At 63.3% G+C, this 23,782-nt stretch carries 27 protein-coding genes; 12 read left to right on the top strand and 15 right to left on the bottom strand.

Translation table 11 applies throughout. The annotated features are described in order from the left end of the window. Positions 1 to 2: 2 nt before the first annotated feature. The gene (gene uppP, locus BLW25_RS20805) at positions 3 to 827 is read right to left on the bottom strand and encodes an undecaprenyl-diphosphatase UppP (protein WP_092903742.1); all 825 of its coding nucleotides are present in this window, start codon (positions 825 to 827) and stop codon (positions 3 to 5) included. A 153-nt stretch (positions 828 to 980) separates the two neighbouring features. On the opposite strand from uppP, the gene BLW25_RS20800 reads away from it, so the two are divergent. Continuing rightward, positions 981 to 1,628, top strand: coding sequence for a DedA family protein (locus BLW25_RS20800; protein WP_092903740.1), 648 nt, complete (start codon positions 981 to 983; stop codon positions 1,626 to 1,628). A 254-nt stretch (positions 1,629 to 1,882) separates the two neighbouring features. Here BLW25_RS20800 and BLW25_RS20795 read toward each other — a convergent pair whose 3' ends face one another. Both BLW25_RS20795 and BLW25_RS20790 read right to left on the bottom strand, forming a co-directional pair. After that, positions 1,883 to 2,689, bottom strand: a complete 807-nt coding sequence (locus tag BLW25_RS20795) for a metallophosphoesterase family protein (RefSeq protein WP_092903738.1) — start codon at positions 2,687 to 2,689, stop codon at positions 1,883 to 1,885. Next, entirely contained in the window at positions 2,686 to 3,660 is a 975-nt protein-coding gene (locus BLW25_RS20790; protein ID WP_171909684.1) for a diacylglycerol/lipid kinase family protein, read from the bottom strand. The genes BLW25_RS20795 and BLW25_RS20790 overlap by 4 nt, the downstream gene beginning before the upstream one ends. Positions 3,661 to 4,276: 616 nt before the next feature. Here BLW25_RS20790 and BLW25_RS20785 point away from each other — a divergent pair. From BLW25_RS20785 to BLW25_RS20765, 5 genes are all read left to right on the top strand, one after another. Beyond that, on the top strand, positions 4,277 to 5,176 hold the full coding sequence (locus BLW25_RS20785) for a PRC-barrel domain-containing protein (protein WP_092903733.1): 900 nt from the start codon (positions 4,277 to 4,279) through the stop codon (positions 5,174 to 5,176). Positions 5,177 to 5,230: 54 nt separating this feature from the next. Further along, the gene (locus BLW25_RS20780; protein WP_092903731.1) at positions 5,231 to 5,605 is read left to right on the top strand and encodes a PRC-barrel domain-containing protein; all 375 of its coding nucleotides are present in this window, start codon (positions 5,231 to 5,233) and stop codon (positions 5,603 to 5,605) included. Positions 5,606 to 5,738: 133 nt separating this feature from the next. Then, positions 5,739 to 6,143, top strand: a complete 405-nt coding sequence (locus BLW25_RS20775; protein WP_092903729.1) for a hypothetical protein — start codon at positions 5,739 to 5,741, stop codon at positions 6,141 to 6,143. Positions 6,144 to 6,385: 242 nt separating this feature from the next. Then, complete coding sequence (locus BLW25_RS20770) at positions 6,386 to 7,096, top strand: hypothetical protein (protein WP_092903727.1); 711 nt, start codon at positions 6,386 to 6,388, stop codon at positions 7,094 to 7,096. 33 nt (positions 7,097 to 7,129) lie between these two features. Further along, on the top strand, positions 7,130 to 7,333 hold the full coding sequence (locus tag BLW25_RS20765) for a hypothetical protein (RefSeq protein ID WP_092903725.1): 204 nt from the start codon (positions 7,130 to 7,132) through the stop codon (positions 7,331 to 7,333). Between the two features lie 108 nt (positions 7,334 to 7,441). On the opposite strand, the gene BLW25_RS20760 is transcribed toward BLW25_RS20765, so the two are convergent. Next, the gene (locus tag BLW25_RS20760; RefSeq protein ID WP_092903722.1) at positions 7,442 to 9,244 is read right to left on the bottom strand and encodes an NAD(P)-binding domain-containing protein; all 1,803 of its coding nucleotides are present in this window, start codon (positions 9,242 to 9,244) and stop codon (positions 7,442 to 7,444) included. 435 nt (positions 9,245 to 9,679) lie between these two features. Between BLW25_RS20760 and BLW25_RS20755 the strand changes: the two genes are divergently transcribed. From BLW25_RS20755 to pqqE, 6 genes are all read left to right on the top strand, one after another. Beyond that, positions 9,680 to 11,560, top strand: a complete 1,881-nt coding sequence (locus BLW25_RS20755; protein WP_092903720.1) for a sigma-54-dependent Fis family transcriptional regulator — start codon at positions 9,680 to 9,682, stop codon at positions 11,558 to 11,560. Between the two features lie 134 nt (positions 11,561 to 11,694). Further along, the gene (pqqA, locus tag BLW25_RS20750; protein WP_092903718.1) at positions 11,695 to 11,796 is read left to right on the top strand and encodes a pyrroloquinoline quinone precursor peptide PqqA; all 102 of its coding nucleotides are present in this window, start codon (positions 11,695 to 11,697) and stop codon (positions 11,794 to 11,796) included. Positions 11,797 to 11,806: 10 nt separating this feature from the next. Beyond that, on the top strand, positions 11,807 to 12,691 hold the full coding sequence (pqqB, locus tag BLW25_RS20745) for a pyrroloquinoline quinone biosynthesis protein PqqB (protein WP_092903716.1): 885 nt from the start codon (positions 11,807 to 11,809) through the stop codon (positions 12,689 to 12,691). After that, positions 12,688 to 13,452 carry a pyrroloquinoline-quinone synthase PqqC gene (gene pqqC, locus BLW25_RS20740; RefSeq protein ID WP_253188609.1) on the top strand — a complete coding sequence of 255 codons (765 nt, stop codon included), beginning with the start codon at positions 12,688 to 12,690 and terminating at the stop codon, positions 13,450 to 13,452. The genes pqqB and pqqC overlap by 4 nt, the downstream gene beginning before the upstream one ends. Then, positions 13,449 to 13,736: a pyrroloquinoline quinone biosynthesis peptide chaperone PqqD gene (pqqD, locus tag BLW25_RS20735; protein WP_092903714.1), complete on the top strand. Its 288-nt coding sequence runs from the start codon at positions 13,449 to 13,451 to the stop codon at positions 13,734 to 13,736. The genes pqqC and pqqD overlap by 4 nt, the downstream gene beginning before the upstream one ends. Continuing rightward, positions 13,733 to 14,854 (top strand): pyrroloquinoline quinone biosynthesis protein PqqE, encoded by a 1,122-nt coding sequence (pqqE, locus tag BLW25_RS20730; RefSeq protein WP_092903712.1) that lies wholly within the window; start codon positions 13,733 to 13,735, stop codon positions 14,852 to 14,854. The genes pqqD and pqqE overlap by 4 nt, the downstream gene beginning before the upstream one ends. 29 nt (positions 14,855 to 14,883) lie before the next feature. Here pqqE and BLW25_RS20725 read toward each other — a convergent pair whose 3' ends face one another. The 11 genes from BLW25_RS20725 to BLW25_RS20675 form a co-directional block, all read right to left on the bottom strand. Further along, positions 14,884 to 15,231 (bottom strand): hypothetical protein, encoded by a 348-nt coding sequence (locus BLW25_RS20725; protein WP_092903710.1) that lies wholly within the window; start codon positions 15,229 to 15,231, stop codon positions 14,884 to 14,886. Continuing rightward, positions 15,231 to 15,833 (bottom strand): hypothetical protein, encoded by a 603-nt coding sequence (locus BLW25_RS20720; RefSeq protein WP_092903708.1) that lies wholly within the window; start codon positions 15,831 to 15,833, stop codon positions 15,231 to 15,233. The genes BLW25_RS20725 and BLW25_RS20720 overlap by 1 nt, the downstream gene beginning before the upstream one ends. Beyond that, positions 15,830 to 16,516: a response regulator transcription factor gene (locus tag BLW25_RS20715; protein ID WP_092903706.1), complete on the bottom strand. Its 687-nt coding sequence runs from the start codon at positions 16,514 to 16,516 to the stop codon at positions 15,830 to 15,832. The genes BLW25_RS20720 and BLW25_RS20715 overlap by 4 nt, the downstream gene beginning before the upstream one ends. Further along, positions 16,516 to 18,069 (bottom strand): sensor histidine kinase, encoded by a 1,554-nt coding sequence (locus tag BLW25_RS20710; RefSeq protein ID WP_171909683.1) that lies wholly within the window; start codon positions 18,067 to 18,069, stop codon positions 16,516 to 16,518. The genes BLW25_RS20715 and BLW25_RS20710 overlap by 1 nt, the downstream gene beginning before the upstream one ends. 2 nt (positions 18,070 to 18,071) lie before the next feature. Then, on the bottom strand, positions 18,072 to 19,415 hold the full coding sequence (locus BLW25_RS20705) for an ATP-binding response regulator (protein ID WP_092903702.1): 1,344 nt from the start codon (positions 19,413 to 19,415) through the stop codon (positions 18,072 to 18,074). Further along, positions 19,405 to 20,571, bottom strand: coding sequence for an FIST N-terminal domain-containing protein (locus BLW25_RS20700; RefSeq protein ID WP_092903700.1), 1,167 nt, complete (start codon positions 20,569 to 20,571; stop codon positions 19,405 to 19,407). The genes BLW25_RS20705 and BLW25_RS20700 overlap by 11 nt, the downstream gene beginning before the upstream one ends. A 2-nt stretch (positions 20,572 to 20,573) precedes the next feature. Continuing rightward, entirely contained in the window at positions 20,574 to 21,266 is a 693-nt protein-coding gene (locus BLW25_RS20695) for a LuxR C-terminal-related transcriptional regulator (protein WP_092903698.1), read from the bottom strand. A gap of 119 nt (positions 21,267 to 21,385) precedes the next feature. Continuing rightward, on the bottom strand, positions 21,386 to 21,982 hold the full coding sequence (locus BLW25_RS20690) for a hypothetical protein (RefSeq protein WP_366268596.1): 597 nt from the start codon (positions 21,980 to 21,982) through the stop codon (positions 21,386 to 21,388). Continuing rightward, positions 21,979 to 22,782: an ABC transporter permease gene (locus tag BLW25_RS20685; RefSeq protein ID WP_092903696.1), complete on the bottom strand. Its 804-nt coding sequence runs from the start codon at positions 22,780 to 22,782 to the stop codon at positions 21,979 to 21,981. Before BLW25_RS20685 ends, BLW25_RS20690 begins: the two co-directional genes overlap by 4 nt. Next, positions 22,779 to 23,519 (bottom strand): ATP-binding cassette domain-containing protein, encoded by a 741-nt coding sequence (locus tag BLW25_RS20680; protein ID WP_092903695.1) that lies wholly within the window; start codon positions 23,517 to 23,519, stop codon positions 22,779 to 22,781. Before BLW25_RS20680 ends, BLW25_RS20685 begins: the two co-directional genes overlap by 4 nt. Continuing rightward, entirely contained in the window at positions 23,516 to 23,773 is a 258-nt protein-coding gene (locus BLW25_RS20675; protein ID WP_092903694.1) for a hypothetical protein, read from the bottom strand. Before BLW25_RS20675 ends, BLW25_RS20680 begins: the two co-directional genes overlap by 4 nt. Between the last annotated feature and the right edge of the window lie 9 nt (positions 23,774 to 23,782).

Below are 23,782 nucleotides of genomic sequence, written 5' to 3'. Positions count from 1 at the left end.
GATCAGACAGGCGCCAGGCATCCGGTCATGAGCAAGGCCAGCAAGACAAGGCCAAGCCCGATCCGGTAACAGACAAAGGGCAGGAAAGAGGCGGTCGAGATCAGTCGCATGAAGGCCACGATAACCATATAGCCGCTCAGAAACGCCACGGCAGTGCCCACAGCGGTCGGGGCGAGCCCGACCTGATCCGGCACTCCCATCGATTTGAACAATTGATAAAAGCCCGAGCCGAACACCGCAGGGATCGCCAGCAGGAAGGCATAGCGCGCGGCATCCTCGCGGCGGAAGCCCAGCAAGAGACCGGCGCTGATCGTCGCACCCGAACGCGAGACACCGGGGATCAGTGCCAGGGCCTGGGCAAAGCCAAGCAAAATACCGGCCCGCCAGCCAAGCTGGCGCAACGCCTTCTTGCGGCTGCCGAACCTGTCCGCCAGCCCCAGCACGATCCCAAAGCAGATCAGCATGGCAGCGGTGACATAAAGGTTGCGCAAGGCGGTTTCGATCAGATCTGCGAAAGCCAGCCCAAGCCCGACAATCGGCAGCGTGCCGATCGCGATCAGCCAACCCAGCCGGGCCGCATCAGCATCAAAGGCCCTGCCGCCGATCTGCTGTGCCATCGCGCGCCAGATCGCGAGGATCTCACGGCGGAAATACAGCAAAACCGCCAGTTCGGTGCCGATTTGCACGATGGCAGTGAAAGCGGCCCCCGGATCATGCGCCGCCGGCATCACCGCGCCCGCGATGCGCAGATGTGCACTTGAGGAGACCGGCAGAAACTCGGTCAGGCCCTGCAACAGCCCCAGAACGGCTGCTTCCCAGATTTCCATCGGCTGCACTCTTCGTTATTCCGAGGTCCTGATAAGGGATGCGGCTGACCGGAACCTGATAGCATCCCGGGTTGGCCCGCATCAGGTTCAGGTCAGGTCGCCGTGGTAGCGGGACCGGTGCGACTTACCGCCCTCTTTCTGATCCCGGGTGCCATGGAAATTATCAACGACATCGTCATGCCGATGGCACGCTCGCCATGGATCTATCTGATTGTCTTCCTCTGCGTGATGGGGGACGGTTTCATCCCGCCGGTGCCCGCCGAAACTGTGGTGGTGCCGCTGGCGGCGCTCGCCGCCGCCGAAAGCCAGCCGCTGCTCTGGCCGCTCATGCTGGCGGCGGCGCTTGGCTCGGTGCTGGGAGATCATGTGGCTTACGGGGCCGGCAGAATGGTGGACCGACAGCGTCTCACCTCGGGCTATCTGCGCCGGCTGGAGCCGCTGATCATGAAGGTCGAAGCAGGTCTGGAAAAGCGTCTTGGCCTTACCCTGGTTTCGATGCGGTATTTGCCGGGCTTGCGCATCACGACCAATCTGGCGGCAGGAATGGTCGATACCAGCTATTGGCGCTTTTTGCCCTGGTGCACGGTTGCCGGTATCTGCTGGGCGCTTTTCATGACGCTCGCAGGCTATCTCGCCGGGCACTGGTTTGGCGAAAACACCTGGATCGCGATTATCGTCGCACTGTTTTTTGCGATGACGGTCAGTTTGGTTCTGGAATGGGCGGTGAAGCTGCTTCCCGTTCAGCGGTGCTGCAAACGATTTGTCCGGGCTGTATCGCGGGCATCGCTCCGACAGCCCTGAAGATGCAGTGCAGGGCCCGGTCCGTCCTGTCGGGCAGCGCAGCATGATCGTCATGTGCATCTGCGGCCCCTGACAATCTGTGATCCTGGTTCTCACCATTCTTTGCAATAACATGTGGACGCTTTGGGGAAAGTGTCAGCGCGAGGTTGAGGATGTCAGGGCAGCGCCTGAAAAGGTGCCGTCAGATGAGCGCGAGATTCTGCTTCCCTGCTCATTCAGCCATGGCTGTCGTGAACGGGCAAAACTGAGCCCGCTCACCTCTCCTGAAGCCAGCCTGCATCGCTCCGCCGGAAATTCACCACTTTGGCGGGGCAAAAGCGTTTTTCAGCCTCGCTGAGCAGCCAGGGCGTGACGCTGACGCCGCCCGGATGGGTTTGCAGCAGCGCGAAGCCGTGGTTTTTCTCGCCCGGGCGGGCGCAAAGCGCGGTGCCGGACTGGATCTGCAACAGCGGGCGGGTGTTTGTTTCGGTTACGCCCAGACCGGGCTGCCAGTGATGCAGATGCCCGCTCAGGCTGATATCCAGCCCCCCTTTCACCAGACGCGCTATTCCCTGCGCGGCATTGCGCGTCTCGCCGCGATCAAATCCTGGCGGCTCCTCGATCGGATGGTGGCAGACCAGCACTCTGAATCCAGCGGGCGGCGCCGATACAAGCCCGGCGCAGATCCGCCGGATATCCTTTTCGCGCAGGATGCCGGAGCGGATACGCATCGGATCGGCAGTATTGGCGGCAAAGAGGTGGAAATCGCCAATGTGCAACCAGTCGCTGCGCAGATCGGCGGGCACCCCCTCGCGCCAGCGCCGGAATGGCGCGGTCAGCCGCAGCCCAAGATTCCACAGAGGTATATCATGGTTTCCCGGCACCGCGATGGCCGGTCGCCCTAGCTGCCGGAGGAATGCAACGGCTGCTTTGAACTGCTCCGGCCGGGCCCGATGGGTCAGATCACCCGAGACCGCGATCACATCGGGATCGGCCAGCGCAATCGCCCGCGCCAGCGCGGGCGTCAGGTCCTGCCTCTCTGCCCCGAAATGCAGGTCAGTCAGGTGCAGAAGTTTCGTCATTGGCTCTCGTTCTTCTGACTGTCGGGCGGCGCAGTTGCAGGAGGCGGGACGATCACACGCAGATGGTCCTTCCGAACCTTCAGGTGCCAGGGGCCCGCCATATGGGTTTTCTCGCCGTCGAATGCGACCAGCCGCCGCGCACGCCCGCCGGAGATCACGATATCATCGGCAATGATCAGTTCAAAATCCACGCCTTCCCGCGCACGACCAAAGGCCAGCCGCAGCGCCGCCGTCATCAGGTCACGCCTGCGGTGACCCTGTGCGATGAACAACGCGAAATGCCCGTCGCGCACCGCCTCCGCTCCTTCCAGCCCCAGGCTCTCCAGCTGATAGGGGCTGCGTGCCGCAAAGGCGAGCGGTGTGGTGATGTCGCGCGTCTCGCCCGAGGCACTGACCCTGAGTTGCATCGGATGACGCAGATCGAACAGCGAGGCCAGGACCGACCAATAGGCCATGAGACGGCTGCGGCCCCAGCGATGATATATCGACTCGCGGCGTTCCAGAATGTCGGGATAGACGCCGAAACTGGCATTGTTGAGAAAGATGCGCCCGTTCACCTCACCAAGATCGATCCAGGCAACATGCCCCGCCACCAGCGCCTCAAGCGCATCGGACAGGTCATTGCCCAGACCCAGCCCGCGCGAGAAATAGTTGAATGTGCCGCCCGGCAGCACCGCCATCACCGTATCAGACCCGGCAAGCGCACCGGCGACGGCGGATTGTGTCCCGTCTCCGCCCAGAGTTGCAACAAGCCCGGCACCGTCTTTCACGGCCTGCCGCGCGACAGAGGCGATTTCTGATCCCTTGCGCAAAGGATAGTGGCGGAAACGGCCGACATGCGGCTCCAGCCGCGCGCGGATCTCTTCGACCTGCGCGGCTGTATCATCGCGGCCCGATGCAGCATTGGCCAGCAGCGCGACCGAGGTCGATGCCAGATCCAGCCTGCCGTCGCCGGTAAGGTTCTTGCCCATATTATAAAGCTCCGCGAGCGCGATTGATTGGCAGCAGCGCGTTGCACGAAGAGGCATTTGCACTGGCACCGGCAGGCGAATGCCCACCGCGCCGTTTACGTTCCCTTCCGCGCCGTATTCTCCGATCTCGCCCGCGGCCTGGGCGGGTTTTTGCCCAAATCGCCATGGCTTCACGGCGAATGACCGCGGTTACGTGCCGCGCATGACTTCGGGTCCTCGGTCTGGGGGAACCGCGATCCCTGCCGGAAGTTGGCTTACCGTTCGCAGTACTAGCCCGGCCCTTCATGAGAGACCGGCATCGTACCTGCCGACCGGGCTGAATACGCCGCAGCATAAAAATCCGGACCACAGGTCCCTCGGTCACATAAGCCAGGCCCCGCCTGCCGTGACCGGTTACCCGCAGAGCGGGAAGCGGCGCCTTCATGGCGCCGCGATAATCAATTCAATTAATTGATATAAAACGATTTATTGTAATTTTGTTTTCAAATTCAGCCGGAACATTTCCTCCCCACGCCCGTTCGTTTGTCATGCCCGAGATGGGCGGGCCGGAAGGTTCGGAGAGGCCATTCGCTTTATCCGCAACGCCCTGGCTGAAACTGAAACGACAGGAGACTACATGAAGACTCTCATGCTCACCTCTGCCATTCTTCTGGCGACCAGTGGCATCGTGGCGGCCCAGACCGGGACGACCGAAGCTCCGGCCGAAGCAGCCGTTGCCGGCGAGATGGCCCAAGGCGCTATGGTTCCGGGGTTCCGCGCGTCGGAATTTACCGGGATGAACCTTTATACCCTCAGCCCGGATGCTGTAACCGAGCTGCGCGCCGCCCGACCCGCAGATCCCGCCTGGGACGAGCGGGCCGCCCGCTGGACCAGTGGCGAGACCTTTATCGCCGGTCGTGACCAGTGGGATGATATCGGCAGGATCAACGATATCATCCTCAGCCAGGATGGCGAGATCCAGGGTGTTCTGCTTGATATCGGTGGTTTCCTCGGGATGGGCAGCCGCACCGTAATGGTGGGCACCAATGATCTTTACTTCGTGGCTGATACCGCGACGCCGGATGATCTGGGTGACTTCTTCGTCGTCGCCAGCCTGTCGCGTCAGCAGCTTGAGGCGCTTCCTGAATGGAGCGATGACAATCTGACGGCCGGATATTCCTGGGATGACCATGCCGCCCTGAGCCCCATTGCCGGGGAGGCCGCCGATGCCACCACCGCAGCCCCCGTTGCCGGCCAGCGCGCAGCAGTTTCCCCGACCTCGGAGGAGCTGACGGGTGCCGCCGTGCAGGACATGGCAGGCGAGAATATCGGGTCGGTCAGCGATCTGGTCCTGAACGGGGACACACTTTCCGGCGCGGTGATTGATGTCGGCGGCTTTCTCGGGATTGGCGCAAGATCCGTCCTCGTGCCGGTTGATACTCTCACCGTCATCCGGGATGCCGACAACGCCGTCGTGCGGATCGAAACATCCCTGACCCGCGAACAGCTTGAAGCGCTGCCCGAGCACAGAACGTAAGCCGGGCGCCCGAACCAGACCACCTTTCCTAATCTTTGCAAAAGGAGAAGACAGATGACCACTGCAGTTCCCGGATATGAAGCCACCACCGCCCACCTGATTTCGGGCAAAGATGACGTCAAAGGCACCAGAGTCTACAGCCCGGCGGGCGATGATCTCGGTCATATCGATGATGTCATGATCGACCCCGCCTCGGGCAAGGTCGTCTATGGCGTGTTGCAGTTCGGCGGGTTCCTCGGGATCGGTTCGGACTATCATCCCATCCCCTTCGGCAAGCTGCGCTATGACGGCGCGCGGGGCGTCTATGTCACCGATCTGACCAAAGCTCAGCTTGAGGGCGCACCGGCCTATTCGGATGACTGGCGTTCCAACCGTGACTGGCAGAAACGCTCCTATGATCATTACGGGGTCAATCCCTACTGGCTGTAAACCGGCTGGCCTGGCTTTTCCCGTTGATTTCCGGCCCCGCAAGGGGCCGGTTATTTCGTCACGACCAGACCAGAAGGGGCGTGACCGGGCCCCAAATGGCTTTGATTGTCACAAATGGTCGGTTGCACGCACCGTGGCGATCTGTGCCGGATCGGGCGCAGGTATCGCCAGTGGCCACATAGCACATGTCCTTTATGAGGCCGATTTCGATTTCCGCCTCGACGGGTTCGGGAACAGCTATACCGGCCGTCGCGAAGGCATCTGGCTCTTGCTGCCCGATAGCAGCGCATATCGTCACGACTGGCCCTTTCCCTTTGCCGACCTGAATGTCGCCGTGAAGAAGGCCCACGAAAGCGCGCTCTGGTGCCACTGGGAGGTGGTGGGGGAGGGGATCACGCTGGCCGCGGCTGACGGCTCGATCCGCGATCTGACCGACGCGCAGGAGCTGGTCTCGCCGGGGTCCGATTTCCGCGACAACGCACATTACGACTATCGGCAGATCGGCAGCGTGGCCTGGTGGCTGGAGGAAGAAGAGTGATCCGCAGTTTTGCTCTTTGACCACGCGACCGGCCCGTAGGGCCGAGGCAATCCGCGAGGCCGTTGCCGGCGCAGCTGACTGTGGGGGCGCTGATCCTGAACCGGACAGGCTTTCATCGCATTCCGCGCGCAGACACTTTAGGTCAGGTTCAGCGGGATGTCTCCGAAGGGGAAATTGCCCGGGCGCCGCTGCGCGCTCCACCAGATCGAAACCACCATAAAGGCAACGGCCAGAGGTTATCCATGCAACGTTTTCTGAAACCCGTTATCGCCCTTCTCCTTGGGCTCCTGCCGTTCTTTCTGTTCATCGGCAGCACCAGCACTTTGATGGTGAATGGTGAAACGGTCTCCGACAGCCGTTTCAACCCTGGCGGCATCGTGCTTGCGCTGATCGGGATTGCCCTGGCGGTTGCCGTCATCGCGGAAAAGGGCCCGGGACAGATAGCGCGCAAGCTGCTGGCAGCGCTGGCCGTGCTGGTCTGTGTGCTGCAGCTGGCCAGTTCGGCCGATCTTTTGCGCATCGACCCGCTGGACTGGGTGATACCGGACCGCGATCTGCCTGTCACCGAATACAGCGGCCTTGCCGAGGCGGACCGGATCTACCTCGTTCCTGAAACAGAGGCGAATTATCGCAGCACGCTCGCCCACAGAAAGGCAGAGATCATAAGCTCTGCCCGGCTGCACAATGCCTATGCCGCAAAATGCCATGGCGGTCGCAGCCGTGTCGATCTGGCCCGCGCCGAAGTGATGCCCGATATCTTTGACGCCGAACTGCAAAGCGCGATTGCGGATGGTGTGGCGCGGCGCAGCGTCGAGGAGCCGCAAGACTGCTCCCGGCGGCAATCGATCGGGATCATGGTGGCGCTTGCCGATGAGACCAATCGCAGCATGGATATGCTCGACCGCCTTACGGAAGAGTTCCGCAGCTTCTCTGCCTCAGGCCCCACACCATGAAGTGACTGGGGGAAATGGATCGGTCTGTTCCTGGTGGCGGCAGTCGGTCTTGGGCTGCTTGGCCATTACATCAAAGCGCGGCTGGTGCGGGAACCCGATCTGGCGCTGCTTTTCCGCATGGCGCGGATCAAACATTTCACAGCGGTTGTTAAGTTGCTGAAGACGGGGGCCGACCCGCTGGAGCAGGATGATCTGGGCGCGCCTCAGCCTGTTCTGACCCGATCCACCAGCCAGTAATCCGGCGCGACCTGGGCCAGGTTCAGCGTAACCCCCGGCACAGACCCGGCGCGTTCGGCATGGATCAACGGGCCGCTTCGCCAGTGGCAAAGCGGCCCATGCCTGGCTTCAGCGCAAATGATGCGGCGCTTCGAGCCCCCAGACCGGCGTCTCAAGCCCGGCCTGACGCGCTTTCAGTTGCAGCGCGAGATAGCGCGAATAGTGACGCGACTGATGCAGATTGCCACCGTGGAACCAGAGCCCATCCTGCATGGTGGGCTTCCACATATTGCGTTGCTCGCCCTCCCATGGCCCAGGATCTTTGGTCGTTTCCGACCCCAGCCCCCAGCATTTGCCAACCTTATCCGCCACTTCCTGGCTGATCAGATCCGCAGCCCAGCCGTTCATCGACCCATAGCCGGTGGCATAGACCACCAGATCGGCAGGCAATTCGGTGCCGTCGTCCAGCACCACGGCAGTTTCAGACAAATGGCTGATCCCTTTGCCGGATTGCAGTTTGATCGAGCCATCGATGATCAGATCGCAGGCGCCCACGTCGATGTAATAGCCCGACCCCCGGCGCAGGTATTTCATGAAGAGCCCGCTTTCATCATCGCCGAAATCGAGCATGAACCCGGCTTTTTCCAGCGCGGCATAAAACGCCGCATCCCGGACCTTGATCTCGTCATATTGTGGCACATGGAAATCGGCCATGATCTTATAGGGCACCGAGGCAAAGATCATATCCGCCTTGTCATGGGTGATGCCGCTGGCCACCGCCGCCTCAGAGTAAAGCCCGCCCAGACAGACCTCCATCAGACTTTCCGATTTGACGATATGGGTGGATGAGCGCTGCACCATCGTCACATCGGCGCCGCCCTCCCACAGTGCAGCACAGATGTCATGCGCCGAATTATTGGCGCCAATCACCACAACGCGCTTGCCTTTATAGGCGTCGGGGCCGGGGTGCTGGCTGGAATGCTGCTGCTCGCCCTGGAACACATCCTGGCCCGGGATCACTGGCACATTGGCCTTGCCGGACATGCCGGTCGCCAGAACCAGCTGCTTCGGGCGCAGGGTGATATCGCGCCCGTCGCGATGAACCACCACCTCCCATTCGCCTTTCGCCTCGTCATATTTCGCCGATTTCGCGGTGGTGGAGGACCAGTAGTTCAGTTCCATCACCTTCGTATACATCTCCAGCCAGTCGCCGACCTTGTCCTTGGGCGCGAAGACCGGCCAGTTGTCGGGGAAGGGGATATAGGGCAGGTGGTCATACCAGACCGGGTCATGCAGGCAGAGCGATTTGTAGCGGTTGCGCCACTGATCGCCGGGGCGCGGGTGTTTGTCGATCACGATGGTCGGGACGGAAAGCTGCCTGAGCCGCGCACCAAGCGCGATGCCACCCTGACCGCCACCGATCACCAGCACATAGGGCTGTTCTTCGAAGCCAAGCCGCGCCGCCTCATCAAGCTGCTTTTCCTTCCAGGTTCTGCGGTTCGGGTCATGGCCATGTTCGGCCCCCATCGGACGGCGCAGCTTCCTCGGTTCCTCATGGCCTTTCAGCTCATGGAGCGTGGTCAGAAGCGTCCAGATCTTACCCTCTTTCATGCGGATATAGCCCTGACCCCGGCCGGTGGCGGTCTCGATCAGCAGCCAGCCCTCGGTGACGCCAGCCGCCTCTGAAACAGGCTCCGACGGGTCAAGGCGCAGCAGCGACGGCCTGACATGCGCCAGTTGCGCCCGGGCCATTTCCGCGATCTCAGCCCGGCCCTCGCAGGTTTTCAGGTTCCAGGTAAAGGCCGCAAGGTCGCGCCAGAAGCCGGTTTCCAGAAACAGCCCGGCCACCGCCTCGGCATCCTGCGCCACCAGCGCGCGTTCCAGATCGGCAACCAGCGCGGCAAGCGCGCCTTCTCTCATCGTATCAAGCATAGTTTCTCCTCCCATGGTGCTGTGTCTCATCCGGTTGACCGGGGCCTCCCAACCCCTGCCTGCCGGGATCGGGTCAGGTCAGAACGATCCGGAACTTCGGCGCGGGAATCTCCCTCGCCTCCGGGATCCGCAGGTGCCGGGCGGCATGGAAGCGCAAGGCTTTCATTCTCGGTCTCCTCCACTGTGGCAACAGCCTGGCCTGCCGCCGGTTCAGCGCGAACGCCTTTCTTGCAGATCAACGATTCCAAAGGCTTGGCGGGAGGTACTGAGGCATAGCGGGCGCACAGTGTTGCACCGGGCTGCAACAGCCTTGCGGCAGTGCGGCAGGATGCTGCACCGCACAGACGGCGTGGTTAACGGCACAGAAGATTTATGCCAGGATCACGGGGTTGCCGCCCGACAATACCTGCGGCCACCGCCCTGACGGGGAGCAGAATGCAGACCGATATCGAGCATATCCGCGAGATCGAGACCGCCTTGCATCACGGCAGCGAGACCCGCGATCCCGTCGTGGTGCAAAGCTGGCTGCGATGCCTGAAAAAGCACGGGCTTGATCCTGCCGCGCGGGGCGAAGCCTATATCCTTCCGGACGCGGCCCTGCGCCAGCACCGCCAGCGCTCGGAGGATCTGATCCGGATCGCGCGCTCTGGTATCGATGATCTTTATAAACTGGTCGCCGGGCAGAATTATGTGCTGCTGCTCGCGGATGCCGCCGGTGTCACCGTCGAATATCTGGGAGAGGAGACGCAGAAAGACGCGCTGCGCCGGTCCGGGCTGTATCTCGGCGCGGAATGGTCCGAGGCCCGCGCTGGCACCTGTGCGCTTGGCGCCTGTATCGAGACCGGCGAGCCGCTGATCATTCATCAGAGCGACCATTTCGATATCAGCCATACCGGACTGTCCTGCACCGCTGCGCCGATCTATGACACGGCGGGGCAGCTGGCGGCGGTTCTTGATATCTCGCTGCTTTCCTCGCCGTTGATCCGCACCAGCCAGAGCCTTGCGCTTAACCTGGTGCGCCAGACTGCGCGGCGGATCGAGATGGCGAATATCATGGCGGAAAGTCGCACCGACTGGGTTCTGCGCCTGGCCGGCAGCCCGGATTTTCTGGATGTCGATCCCGAAGCCGCGTTGCGTCTTGACGAAGGGGGCAGGGTGATCGGGATGACCAATGGCGCGGCCCGGCTGATGGCGCGCAGCCTTGGCGAGGACTGGCGGCGCGGCGCATCGCTGATCGGCCGCCCCATCGAAGAGATTTTCAATCTCGATTGCTCTGGCCTCGAACGGCTGACCCGCCAGCATGAGGCCCGTGACCGGCTGATTGAAACCCGCGACGGCTACCGCCTCTTTGCCCATGCAATCGAGCCACGTCGCGCACTGGTCACGCATACCGTTCCGGCGCCCCGTCTGACGGCCGAACTCAGCGAGCTTGCAGGCACTGACACGGTGATGCAGGAGGTGGTCGGGCAGGCAATGGTCCTTGCGCGCAGCGATATGCCGATGCTGATCGAGGGGCCCTGCGGCAGCGGAAAATCGGCACTGGCGCGCGCGATTCATGCTGCGGGCCGGCGCGGTCCGCTGATCACCGTGGCCTGTGAGACGATCACCGGTGAAGAGGCCGCGGTGCTGTTCGGGCGCGGCGAACTGCGCAGCTATGAACCCGGTCTGATCAGCGCGGCGGATCATGGCACATTGGTGCTCGATAATCCGGAACAATTGCCCGCCGCGCTTCGGGCAAGGCTCGCGAGCCTGCTGGTCACGCGCCGCTTTCGTCCCATCGGCGCAATGCGGGAACGCGAGTCGAGCGCGCGCATCATCGTCACCAGCCGGGGCCTTGGCGCCAATGGTGCCCCGCGTGAGGAGTTTCACCACAGGCTGGCGGCAACCCGGCTGGTGCTGCCGGGCCTTTCCGCGCGCCAGGACATCATGGCGATCGCGAGAAAGCTGTTTACTGCCGCCTTCGGATCCGGCGTGACCTTTGATCTTCCGGCGGCCGCGCTGCTGACGGGCCATAAATGGGAGGGCAATCTGCATGAGATGGAAGCGCTTGCCCGAAGTATCGCGGCGACGGGCGGGCTGGTGGCAGACAAGCTCCTGATCGGGGCAGAGCATTTTCCCGCCCATATGCGGGGGCAGGGCGGCGATGCCGGCCCGGGTTCGGCTGCGATGCTCAGCCATCTCCTGGCCGAGAATGGCTGGAACATTTCTGCGGTCGCCGCTTTGTTGCAGGTTGACCGGGCGACGGTGCATCGCAGGATGGCGCGGCTTGGCCTGAAACGTCAGGCAAAGCCGGTCGCGCGGCGGGTCAACCGCTAGGGCAGACAACCGCAGCCGGCCGGGTCCCGCTGCTTTACCGGACAGGCTGCGTCACGCCAGGGGGAAACTAAAGTTGTATTGCCAAGTGACATCACCGGCGTAAGCTTTAGCGATGAGGCAAAGGAGGAACTGCCATGACCTGGTCGAAACCGAAGGCTCTTGAAGTGAAATGCGGTATGGAAATCAACATGTACGGTCCGTCGGAAGACGATCGCGGTGGCCGCGACCTGATCTGATTCGTCCGGAATGCATGTAAAGATTCTTGGGGCAGCCGCCGGCGGTGGCCTGCCCCAATGGAATTGTGGGTGCCGGAATTGCGCCGATGCGCGGTCGGGCGAGATCGCTGGCATGAGCCAGAGTTCGGTTGCGGTATCAGCTGATGGCCGCGACTGGGTGGTGCTGAATGCCTCGCCTGATATCCGCGAGCAGATGCGCCTCTCGGGGCTGCATCCGCCGTCCCGGCGCGGCAGCCCAGTGCGTGCCGTCGTGCTGACCAATGGCGATATCGATCATATCGCCGGGCTGCTGACCCTGCGCGAAAGCACCCCTTTTCAGATCCATGCGACGGCCGCGACGCTTGCGATCCTTGAACAGCCGGTGTTCCGCGTGCTCAACCCCGCTTTGGTCGGCAGGCAGGTGGTCCGGCCCGATGAACCCTTTGAGCCGCTTGCCGGGCTGCGGCTGACCGCTTTTGCCGTCCCGGGCAAGGTGCCGCTGTTTCTGGAAGAGGGCGAGGTGAAGACCGATCTCCTGGGAGAACAGACCATCGGACTGCGGATCGACTGCGGCGGTCGGGTGATGTTCTACATCCCGGGCTGTGCTGCGGTGACGCCGGATCTGCGCGACCGGGTCGGGGGCGCGGATCTTCTTCTCTTCGACGGCACAGTCTGGAGCGATGATGAAATGACCAGGACCGGCACCGGCGTGAAAACCGGCGGGCGGATGGGTCATATCGCCATGGCAGGGCCGGATGGCAGCCTCGCCGCGTTTGACGGGCTGAGCATCGCGCGGCGCATCTATATCCATATCAACAATACCAATCCCGTGCTGCGGCCCGGCTCGGAGGAACGCGCCCGGGTCGGGGCGGCAGGCTGGGAGATCGCCCGCGACGGACAGGAGATATTGCTGTGAGCGCTGCTGCCCCCGCCATCACCCCCGAGGATCGCAAGGCCGCGCTTGAGGCACGGCTGCGCCAGGTCGGGGTTCTGCGCTATCACGACAAACACCCGTTTCACCGCCTGCTGCATTCGGGCGGCTGTACGATTGACCAGGTCCGGGCCTGGGTGGTGAACCGCTACTATTACCAGTCGCGCATCCCGATGAAAGACGCGGCCTTCATGAGCCGGGTAGAGGAGCCGGGCCTGCGCCGGGCCTGGCGCGCGCGGATCGAAGATCACGACGGCAGCGACAGCCAGCCGGGGGGGATCAGCCGCTGGCTGCGTCTCGCCGAAGGCGTCGGGCTTGACGCCGCTTATGTGGCGTCCTGCGAGGGTGTCCTGCCGGCCACCCGTTTCGCGGTTGATGCCTATGTCAGATATGTCCGCGAGCAGCCGCTTTTGCAGGCCGTCGCCGCCAGCCTGACCGAGCTTTTCGCCCCGGCGATCCATGAAGAACGCATTGCGGGCCTGCTGCGGCACTATGCTTTCGCCAATCCGGATACGATATCTTACTTTCAGCACCGGCTGAAGGAGGCGCCGAAGGATGTGGCGTTCGGCCTCGCCTGGGTGCTGGATCAGGCGAAAACGCGTGAGCAGGAGGATATGGCCGTCGCGGCGCTGGAGTTTAAAACCGATGTGCTCTGGGCCCAGCTCGACGCGCTTTACGGTGCCTATGTCGCGCCCGGGCTGATCCCGCCCGGGGCATGGCGCCCGGATCAGGGGCTGATGCGATGACCGGCGCCGCGGTCATTGGATCGGATCGCCCCAGCCTGCCGCGCGGGGTGAGGCTGCATTATGATGCGGTGCGGGAGACACCGGTGCTGCTTGGCCCCGAGATTGCGTTGATGCTGGACCCGATTGGCAAGGCGGTGCTTGATGAGGTGGACGGCGCCCGCGATATCGCCGCGATATCGGAAGATCTGGCCCGGCGCTATGATGCGCCGCGCGACATGATCGAGGCCGATGTGATCGAATTCTTGCAGGGCCTCGCTGTCAGGCGGCTGGTCGATCTGTCATGAAAGACAGCGTCACGCCCCGGCCATCCCCGCAGCAGGCGCCGCCGATCGCGATGCTGGCCGAACTGACCCATCGCTGCCCGCTCTCCTGTCCCTATTGCTCGAACCCGCTTGATATGGTGCAGCGCCAGGGCGAGCTGACAAGCACCGAATGGGCGCGGGTGTTTCAGGAAGCTGCCGCACTTGGTGTCTTGCAGCTGCATCTTTCCGGGGGCGAGCCTGCGTCGCGCCCCGATCTGGTCGACCTGGTGGCAGCGGCACGGGCGGCGGGGCTTTACACCAATCTTATCACTTCCGGCATCGGGCTGACGCCTGTAAGGCTGGAGGCGCTGGACCGGGCCGGCCTTGATCATATCCAGCTCTCGCTGCAGGGCACCACGCCCGAGGTCGCGGATTTCGTCGGAGGCTATAAGGGCGGCTTTGCCCGTAAGATGCAGACCGCCGCTGAAATCGCCCGGCTGGGATTTCCACTGACCATCAATGCGGTGATGCACCGGCACAATCTGGGCGATCTGCCGGCCACCATCGCGCTGGCGGCCAGGCTGGGCGCCCGCCGGATCGAGGTGGCTTGCGTGCAGTTCCAGGGCTGGGCGCTGAAAAACCGCGCCGGTTTGCAACCGACCCGCGAGCAGGTCGATGAGGCCAAGCGGGTGGTGGCCGAAGCCCGCAGGACCTATGCAGGGACCCTGGCGATTGATTTCGTGCCACCCGATTATTTTGCCGATTTTCCAAAGGCCTGCATGAATGGCTGGGGCACGACCGGGCTTAATATCGCCCCCGATGGCAGGGTTCTGCCCTGCCATGCCGCCGAAATCATCCCGGGCCTGGTGTTCCAGAATGTGCGCAGCGCTTCGCTGGCAGAGATATGGCAGGGTCCGGCCTTTTCGGCCTTCAGAGGCACAGACTGGCTCCCCGAACCCTGCCAGAGCTGCGACCGGCGCGAGATTGATTACGGCGGCTGCCGCTGCCAGGCCATGGCGCTGACCGGCGACTCGCGCGCGACAGACCCGGTATGCCGTCTTTCGCCCTTCCGGGCCAGAATTGATGAGATGATCGCGCTGGAAACCAGCGCGCCGCCACCGGCTTTCATCTATCGCAAACTGGTGCCCGGCGTGGTCTGATCATCCGCCCGCAGGCTGCGCCGTCTGGTTCAGAAACAGACCATCTCGGCCTCGGCCTGGGCGCGGCGCAGATCGGCGGCGACCGCCTGCATCGTCGGGCTGCCGCGAAACAGCGCGGTACGCTCACCGCCGCCGATCCGCATCCGCAGCACCGTCTCTGCCGAGACGAAATTGTCATAGGGCAGGATCGAGGCAATCGTATCAATGGAACAGGAGCAGCGGCGCAGCATATCCTGGGTCTGGCCGTTGACGGTCATGCAGGTGAAGACATATTCCGCCCGCGCCTCGGTCGGATAGTCATTGGCCAGCGTCTCGGCGGCCGCAGGGGCGGCAAGCAGCAGTGGCAGCAAAGCAGCGGTTACAAGGCGGCGGTGCATCATTCCCCCCCGGTCAGGATCATCTCTTCACTATAGCCACCCGGCCCGGCTCTGGTATCCGCCTTAAGGCTGAGGAGGCGACCGGGCTCTTCAGGGGCAAAGGAAAGCTGCAGCTGCAATCCGGCAAAGGCGCCAAGGCGGTCGCGGTTCGGATCCGCCGCGAAAGGCTCCAGTGTCACCGTGATGCGACCATCAGATCCGGGCGCGGCCTCTGCGGCGATCAGCGCGGCGCGGATACGGTTGCGGATGTAGAAAGGGTTGCCCCCGGTCGCCTGGCTCATATCGCGGACGATATTTTCCAGAAAATACAACAAAAGCGGATTGGCGCTGGCGGCGGGAAAGCGGGCAATCTCGCTGCGCGTGCCGCCGGATTCCTGGTCCAGCAGCAGAAATTTCGTGCCGTTATCTTCCATCACCAGAAGGCGCAGCACCGATTGCGCCGGTGCCGCATCGCCCGGCCCATTACGGCTGAGACTGTATTGCAGCACCGCGCCGGCCCTGGCATCAGCAAAGACACCTTCCGCCATGATCAGATCCGAAAGCGGCCCCGCCGACGCCGCCCCACTGAGGCAGAGCGCCAGAACCAGCGCGAGGCGCTTCACGGATCATCCCCCTGCGCCGTCAGCATGAAGCCGCGGCTGCGCAGGGTTTTCAGGCTGAGCCCATAGGGGGTGAAATTCCCCAGTTTGCGCCGCAAATAGCCCAGATAGACATCGACCACATTCTCGGTCGAGCCACCATGCTGCGCCCAGAGCGCGTCAAACAACTCGCCCCGCGTCAGCAGAACCCCGGGCCGTTGCAGCAGATAGGCCAGCAATTCGCCTTCGCGTTCGGTCATCATCTGTGGCCGCGCCGCGCCGGTCACCATGCGCGATGTGGCGTCATAGGTCAGATCGGCCAGCGTCACCGGCGCGATGCGCGGCGCCGAACGGCGCAGCTGCACCTCGAGCCGTGCCAGCAGCTCCGAGAGCTGGAAGGGTTTCACAACATAGTCCTGGGCGCCCGCTTCCAGCCCCTCGGTGCGATCCTCGATCCGGTTCAGGGCAGACAGGATGATCGCGGGCATGCGCTTGCCCCGCGCCCGCATCCCGGCCAGCAATTCCGCACCGCTGTCACCGCCCAGCATCATATCGATTATCGCGGCGTCGCAACCGCGCGTCTCAACGAAATCCGCGGCGGCCCCGGCCGTCTCGGCCCATTCGACCTGATGGCCGGCCGCTTCCAACCCGCGCGACAGCAGCGAGGCGATGTCAGGGTCGTCTTCGACCACCAGAATATGCGCCATTACCTCTCCTCCCAAAGCGGCAGCTCGATCTGCACCCCAAGCCCCCGGTGATCCTGCGTTCCCTGCGCAAAACCGGCTTCGGACCGATCTTCGGGCAACAGGCCCATGCGTCCACCCGAAGCTTCCACGACCCAGGCCGCAAGGGCAAGGCCGACACCAAAGCCCGGAGCATTTCCGCTGCGGGCAAAGCGGCGAAACACCTGATCGCGCAAGCCGGGGGCGAGGCCGGGCCCGGTATCGGTGATCACGATCCGGGCAATCCCATCCTCTTCGCTGGCAGTCACCGCCACCTCTGCGCCGCGCCCCGCATATTTCGAGGCATTCTCGAAGAGGCCGGCAAAGACCTGGCGTAGCCAGTCGGAATCGGCGCAGAGATGGATCTCTGCGACCTCTGTCTGGACGCTGACCCCGGCGCGGCGCAGCAAAGGCGCGGTATCCGTCAGCGCCGCACTGATCGCCTGATCCAGCGACACCCTGTCGCGGCAAAGCTCCAGCTGACCGGAGTCAGACCGTGCGATGCGCAAGATATCCTCGATCCTGCGGTTAAGACGCTGGCCGCGCGCCAGGATTGTCTGAAAGGCCGCGCGTACAAGCGGATCGGGATGGCGGGACCCAAGCTCTGCCTCGCCCATGATGACGGTCAGGGGCGTGCGCAGTTCATGGCCGACATCTGCGAACAGACGGCGGCGGTCGGCATCGGTCTGCGCCAGCCGTTCATTCGCGGCAGACAGATCAGCGGTGCGCCCGGCGATGATACCCTCAAGGCGCTGGCTGTCGCGCTCCAGCCCGGCGCGCCTGCGGTCCAGCCGGCGCGCCATCTGCCGCAACCGCGCCAGCATCAGCCCAAGCTCGTCATGCCCGCCGGCGCCGCGCGGGAACCGACCGCTTGCGAGGCTTTCGGCCGAGGCCGTGACCCGCTCCAGCCGGCCAAACAGCGGGCGCAGCACCAGAAGATAAAGCGCCGCCAGCACCAGAGGCGCCGCCAGCCCCGCCGCAAGGGCAAAGATCCGCAGGGTGTTCTGCAGCCGATCCATCGCCAGCAGGGCATTTTCGCGACGCCGGGTTTCCTGGATGATCTGGCCGCCCACGGCCTCGGGGGCCTGTGCCATATAGAAGGCAATCGCCGCATCCCCCTGTGGCGTGCCCGGGCCGGATTGCGCCAGCGTCTTTTCCAGCTGGCCGAAAAAGCCGCGCAGCCGCGCCGGGGTCATGCTTTGCCGTGCGCGCTGCGCCTGTTGTTCCGATGTTGCGGCGCCGGCGACATCCTCGGCGACCAGCCGGTCGAGCTGATCAATTGTTGCCAGCACCGTGGCAGGGTCGGGCGGTGTCTCCGGCCGCGTGAGCCAGCCGATCATCCAGTCATTCACCCGCGCCGAAAACACACCATAGGCCTCGACCCGGCTCTGCGCCGCCATCGCCTCATGCGCGTAGGACTGGGTGCGTGACAGGCCGTAAACCGCCAGCCCCGCCGAAAGCATCGTCAGCCCGGCCAGCAGCGTCGCGGCTGTCCACAGCCGGGGCCTCAGGCCGGGACGTAACCAGCGCCGGGCCACTCTCATAGCACCCCGAGGGAGTGACGAATGGCGCGGTTCAGATCTTCGGCGGCGACAGGTTTTTCCAGGATTTCCAGCCCCGGATCGCCGGTTTTCCTGCGGATCATATCGGCGGGTTCGGCGCTGACAATCAGCGCCGGCGGCGCCAGGGCCAGCTCTTGCGAGAGGCGCCGGATCGCCGCCATCCCGGTATCTTCGCCATCGAGCCGGTAATCCGAGAGGATGAGGTCGGGCGCGGCAAGCATCGCCACCTGCACCGCCTCGTCACTCCCGGCGACGGGCCAGACGATCATGCCCCAGCTTTCCAGCAGATATTGCATCGCCTGACGCATGGTCTGGTCGTTCTCGATCAGCAAGACGCGGCGCCCTGTCAGATCGGCGCGCGGCATATCGGGTGCCTCTGCAGGCATCGCTGGCAAAGAGGGGGTCTGGACCAGAGGCAGCCTGACGCGAAAGCGCGAGCCGAGGCCCGGATGCGAGATCAGTTCGAGCCGGTGGTCAAGTTGATCACAGGCGCGCTGAACGATGGAAAGGCCAAGACCTGTGCCGGGCTGCGTTTCCAGTGAGAGCCGTTCAAATTCATTGAAAATACGGGTCTGATCGGCTGGCGCGATGCCCGGCCCCTGGTCCAGCACCTCAAACCAGACCGCAGGCCCCACCGCACTGTTGCGGTCATGACGCAGCCCGACCAGCACCTTGCGGCCGGTGGTATATTTCAGCGCGTTGGTGATCAGGTTCTGCGCGATCTGGCGCAGGTAGACCCCGTCGCTCAGCACGGTGGCCTTCGATCCGACAAAACGCAGGTCGATCCGCCGGGCGCTGGCCACCGGCTGGGTGTCGATGATCAGCCGGCGAAACAACCGCCCCATCGCCACCGGCGCAAGATTGGTCTGAAAGCTGCGACTGTCGAGCTTGGCGATCTGCAACAGGGCGCGGATCAGCTCTTCGGCGGAATCGATGGTGGCTGTCAGATGCGAGACAAGGTCGCGTTGCAGCGCATCGCCCGAGACTTCGCGAAGATGGGCGAGAAACAGTTTGGCCGCGCTGAGGGGTTGCAAAAGATCATGGCTGGCCGCCCGCAGAAACCGCGATTTGGCGCGATTGGCCTGGTCGGCGACCTCGCGCGCGTTGGCCAGTTCGGTATTGATCAGCGCAAGTTCAGCCAGCGCGGTCTCAAGATCGAGGTTGCGCGCCACCACCTCGCGCTCCAGCACCTCAGCCGCCCGCGACAACGCATAGGCGGGGCCGCGTTTCTGGCTGATGCTTTCAAGCCGGCGGATCAGCACTTCATTGATCCGCGTCAGCTTGGTGATTTTCTGGCCGGGGCTGTCCGTCTCACGCAACATCAATGCTGTCCACGCCCTTGCCGCCGCTGTGATCAAGGATCGCGAGCCCGACAAAGGTCTGGTTCACATGGATGCCGCCATGCTGCTCGCCATAGGTATTAAAGCCCGCCACGCGAAAATCACGGCAGAGCTGGCCGACAGTCTCCTGCTCGCCGGCCCGTTCAACCGCAATGCGCCGCAGGATGCAGTCAAAGCCCAGCACCAGTTCGGCCGGGCCGATCTGCTCCATCTGCCGCCGCAACCCCTCGGTCAGGCTTTCTGAGCGCCCCAGCGTAAGGATCGCCCCCGGCTCGATCGAGCACATCAGCGCCAGATCTCCATTCGGGGTCACGCCGCTGATCGCGCGGACATAATGGCGCCCGCCGGCACATTCCAGCAGGGGGTTCTCGGCAAAAGCGCTTGGTCCCAGTTCATCCACCCGCACATCGATCAGTCTTGCATATTCCTCGGCCGCGGGTTCGGCGTTGATCTCATGGATCAGCCGGGTTTCCGGATCGGCAGAGGTGACAACCATACGGTTGCCGACCGGCACAAAATGATCAAAAATCACCTCTTTCACGTCGAAATCGGTGTTTATCACGCAAAACAGCGCGCTTTCGGCATATTCCACACCATCCATTGCCAGCCTTGTCTGTTCGAACCGCAACCCGTCCCCGGCTGAGCCCCCCAGCACCATCAGATCCGGCAACGACGCATCCACCGTCGTGGTCACCAGTTCCTCACAACCGCTGGAGCCGTCGATCAGCAACAGCCCGAAGCGCGATTTTCCGGCATGTCCGCGCGACTTCTCCATCAGACCGCGCAGCGAGACCATCCAGTCCAGCGTCACATGCTGGCGCAGCCCGCGCAGACAGACCGCCTCGGCGCGGAAACTGCTGGCGGGGAAGGCTATCGCGACAACGCTGTCTTCCTGATATCCGTCAAAGCAGAAGCCACCGGCCGAGGAACAGCCGAGAACCTTGCAGCCGGCGCCGAAAGCGTCATGCAGCGCGCCGGTCAGCGGGGTGACCAGTTCCTGATCATCGGCAAAAACCAGGATCAGCGCGGGGTCCAAAGCAGCGAAAGCGCAGATCAGCGATCCGGATACCGCGACAAAGCCGCCGCGTGCCGAGGCGGCAATCGGCCGGGCAGGGCGACCTGACTGCGAGATGTCCATTCTCAGCGCCCGAACAGGCGGACCCTGTTGGCCAGCAGCGCCACCTGGGTACGGTTGCTGGCATGGATCTTCGACATAATCGCCGCGATATGGGTCTTTACCGTCGCCTCCGCGATTGAAAGCTCATAGCTGATGATCTTGTTCGGCCGCCCCTGGCAGATCAGCCGCAGAATATTCATCTGCTGCTGGGTGAGGGTGCTGAAATTATGGGTCAGCGCGGCAAGATCGCCATTGCCCGCTTCTTCGGCAAATCCCTCGGGCAATACGGTTTCGCCTTCCCACATCCGGCGGAACGCCTCGACCATCTCAGAGCGGGGCAGGCATTTTGAGATATAGCCGCAGGCGCCTGCGGCGATCACCGACGATACCATTTCGGGCTGTACCTCGGCGGAAATAACCGTCAGCGGGCGCTTGCCCAGCTGCGATTTCAGGCTGATCACCGCCTCGATGCCCTTCACATCCGGCAGGTTCAGATCCAGCAGGACGGCATCGGGGATCCCCTCGGCGCGAAGAGTTGCCTCGGCCAGCGCAAGGGTCGCGACACAGCGCACCCGGGTCAGACGAAAGGCCGCCTGCAATGTCATCGAAAGCGCCTCGCCCATCAGAGGATGGTCTTCGACGATAAGCACGTCCCGGACGGACTTATAAGCCGATGGCGCGGCGACATCCCCCGCTTTGACGGTCTGATGTTCCATTCTGCCCTCCCCTTTGACGCCCGCACCTCCCTGCAGACGACATAAGAAGCTTAGAACATTCTTATTATGAATCGAGACCTAACTGCAGACAGGTCGCAAATCTGTGCAATAAGGACGCATTACTGCAGTTTTCCGCCGATCAGACGGCCAATGGCAAAGGCGCGTTGTTCCAGAATGACCGGCGTTTCGCAGACATAGGTCAGGGCCTGCTGGCGATCCTGGAAAATCCGGGTCGACCAGTCGATATCCTGCTCGGCCTTGTCGATAGCGTCGAAGTCGGGCGAATCGGCTGCGGAGAGCTGTTCGAACTCATGCCGCCGGGCTTTGATCTGTTCATCCAGACCGGCCTGTTTATGCGCGTAGCGGGTGATCCCGGCCATCACCCGGTCGCGGGTGCGCTGGATATGCCCGAAGGTGGCGAGATAAAGCGCGGTCAGCCGGGCCGGATCGCTGCCCCCGGCGACGAATGCCTCAACCAGGGCCTCCGCCTCTTCGGGTGTTGTGCGGCGCAAGGCCAGCACCGAGGCGACGCGCTGGATATCGGGTTCGGCGGCGCGGGCAGTGATCGCCTCGTCCGGTTGCGGCCCGGACCAGACCTGGCCAAGCGAAAGCTGCGGCTGGCGGCGCTGGATACAGGGCCAGTCGGGATCGGCCTCGCCCGCAGCAAGTGCGGAACCCGGCAGCAGCGCGGCCAGCAAGAGACTGCGAAGGATCATGACGCCCCTCCTTTCCGGCCGCGCCAGAGGCCCTTTGCCGGATCATACATGAAAATGGTGGCGCCGAAGAAAACCACCAGACAGCCAAGGGTGGCCGCCAGCGCCAGCGGCTCTATCTGGCCATAGAGCGCGAAGCGGATCAACTCGACCGAATGGGTGAAGGGATTCCAGGCGCAGATGTGATACAGAAGCACGCTTGATTCCCGCATCCGCCACAGCGGGTAAAGCGCGGAAGAGGCGAAGAACATCGGGAAGATCACGAAGTTCATCACACCTGCAAAGTTCTCAAGCTGGCGGATGGCCGATGAGATCAGCAGCCCCAGCGAACCCAGCATCAGACCGGCAAGGATCAGTGCGGGCAGCACCGTCAGATAGCCGATCCAGGGCGGGCGAACCCCCCAGAACCAGGCGATCAGCAAAAAGGCATAGGCTTGCAAAACCGCGACCAGCACCGCTGAAAACAGCTTGGCGCCAAGCAGGAACCAACGCGGATAGGGGCTGACCAGGAGGCTGCGCATCGCCCCGGTTTCGCGGTCATAGACCATCGAAAGCGAGCTTTGCATGCCGGAAAACAAGAGGATCATGCCGCAAAGCCCGGGGATCACATAGACCTCATAGAGCACATAGGTGCGGTAAGGCGGCGTGATCGAAAGGCCCAGAACCGAACGGAAGCCGGCGGCAAAAATGAACAGCCAGACCAGCGGTCTGACCAGCGCGGCCAGGAACCGCTCGCGCTGGCGGGTGAAGCGCAGGAATTCGCGTCTGGCGATGCCGGCAAAGGCAATGGACCAGCCTTTCATGCTGCGCGCCCCGCGCCGGTCAGATCCAGAAATCTCTCGGCAAGCGTCACGCCTGCGGCGACCTCTGCGGCGCGCCCATCAGCCAGAACCGCCCCTCTGTGCAGGATGACGACATGATCCTCCGGCGCGATTTCCTCAAAAATATGGGTGGCCCAAAGCGTCGACACGCCTTCTTCCGCAATCAGGCGGCGTACAAGTGCGACCAGCTCCGCCCGTGCCCGCAGATCAAGGCCCGCCGTGGCCTCATCCAGCAACAGCAGTTCCGGCCGGTGCAAAAGCGCGCGCGCGACCTCTGCCCGGCGCAGCTGCCCCCCTGACAGCGTCGAGACCCGGTCAGCCTCTTTGCCCGAAAGCCCGACCAGGCCGGTTACCTCGGCAATCCGGCGGCGCGCGGCGGTGCCGCCCATGCCATGCAGTGCCGCGTGATAGGCAAGGTTCTGCCTCAGCGTCAGGTCACCATCAAGCGCCCGGCTCTGGAACACCACGCCAAGCCGCGCCAGGGCCTGTGACGGCTGGCGGCGGGCGTCATAGCCCGCAACCCCGATCAGCCCCGAAGAGCTGTCATAAAGCCTGGTGATCAGCGAAAAGAGCGTTGTCTTGCCCGCTCCGTTCACCCCGAGCAGCGCGCAGAATTCGCCCTTCCTGACCTGAAAGGACACATCGCGCAGGGCCTCTGTTGCGCCGAAGCGATGGCTGACCCCTGCGACCCTCAGCGCGCTGCCCTGGTCTGCACTCATTCCTTGCGGCGCTCTTTCTCGGTGAAATCGGCGTTCAGTTTCACATCATACTGGCCATCGGCGCAGATCACATCATCAAGGTCAAACGAGCCATCTTCCTCGACCTCGATATTGTCGGGATCCACCTCGCAGCTGACAGCGGCAAGGGCCTCGTCGATTTTGGCAATCTGTTCGGGGGTGGCCTTGTCGTGGTCATCGGCGAGAGCGGGCATGGCAAAGCCGGCAATCATGGCGGCAAGCAGCAGTTTTTTCATGGGTCGTTC

The organism is Rhodobacter sp. 24-YEA-8 (assembly GCF_900105075.1).
Lineage (GTDB): Bacteria > Pseudomonadota > Alphaproteobacteria > Rhodobacterales > Rhodobacteraceae > Pseudogemmobacter.
This window is presented reverse-complemented; position numbering and strand designations above follow the sequence as displayed.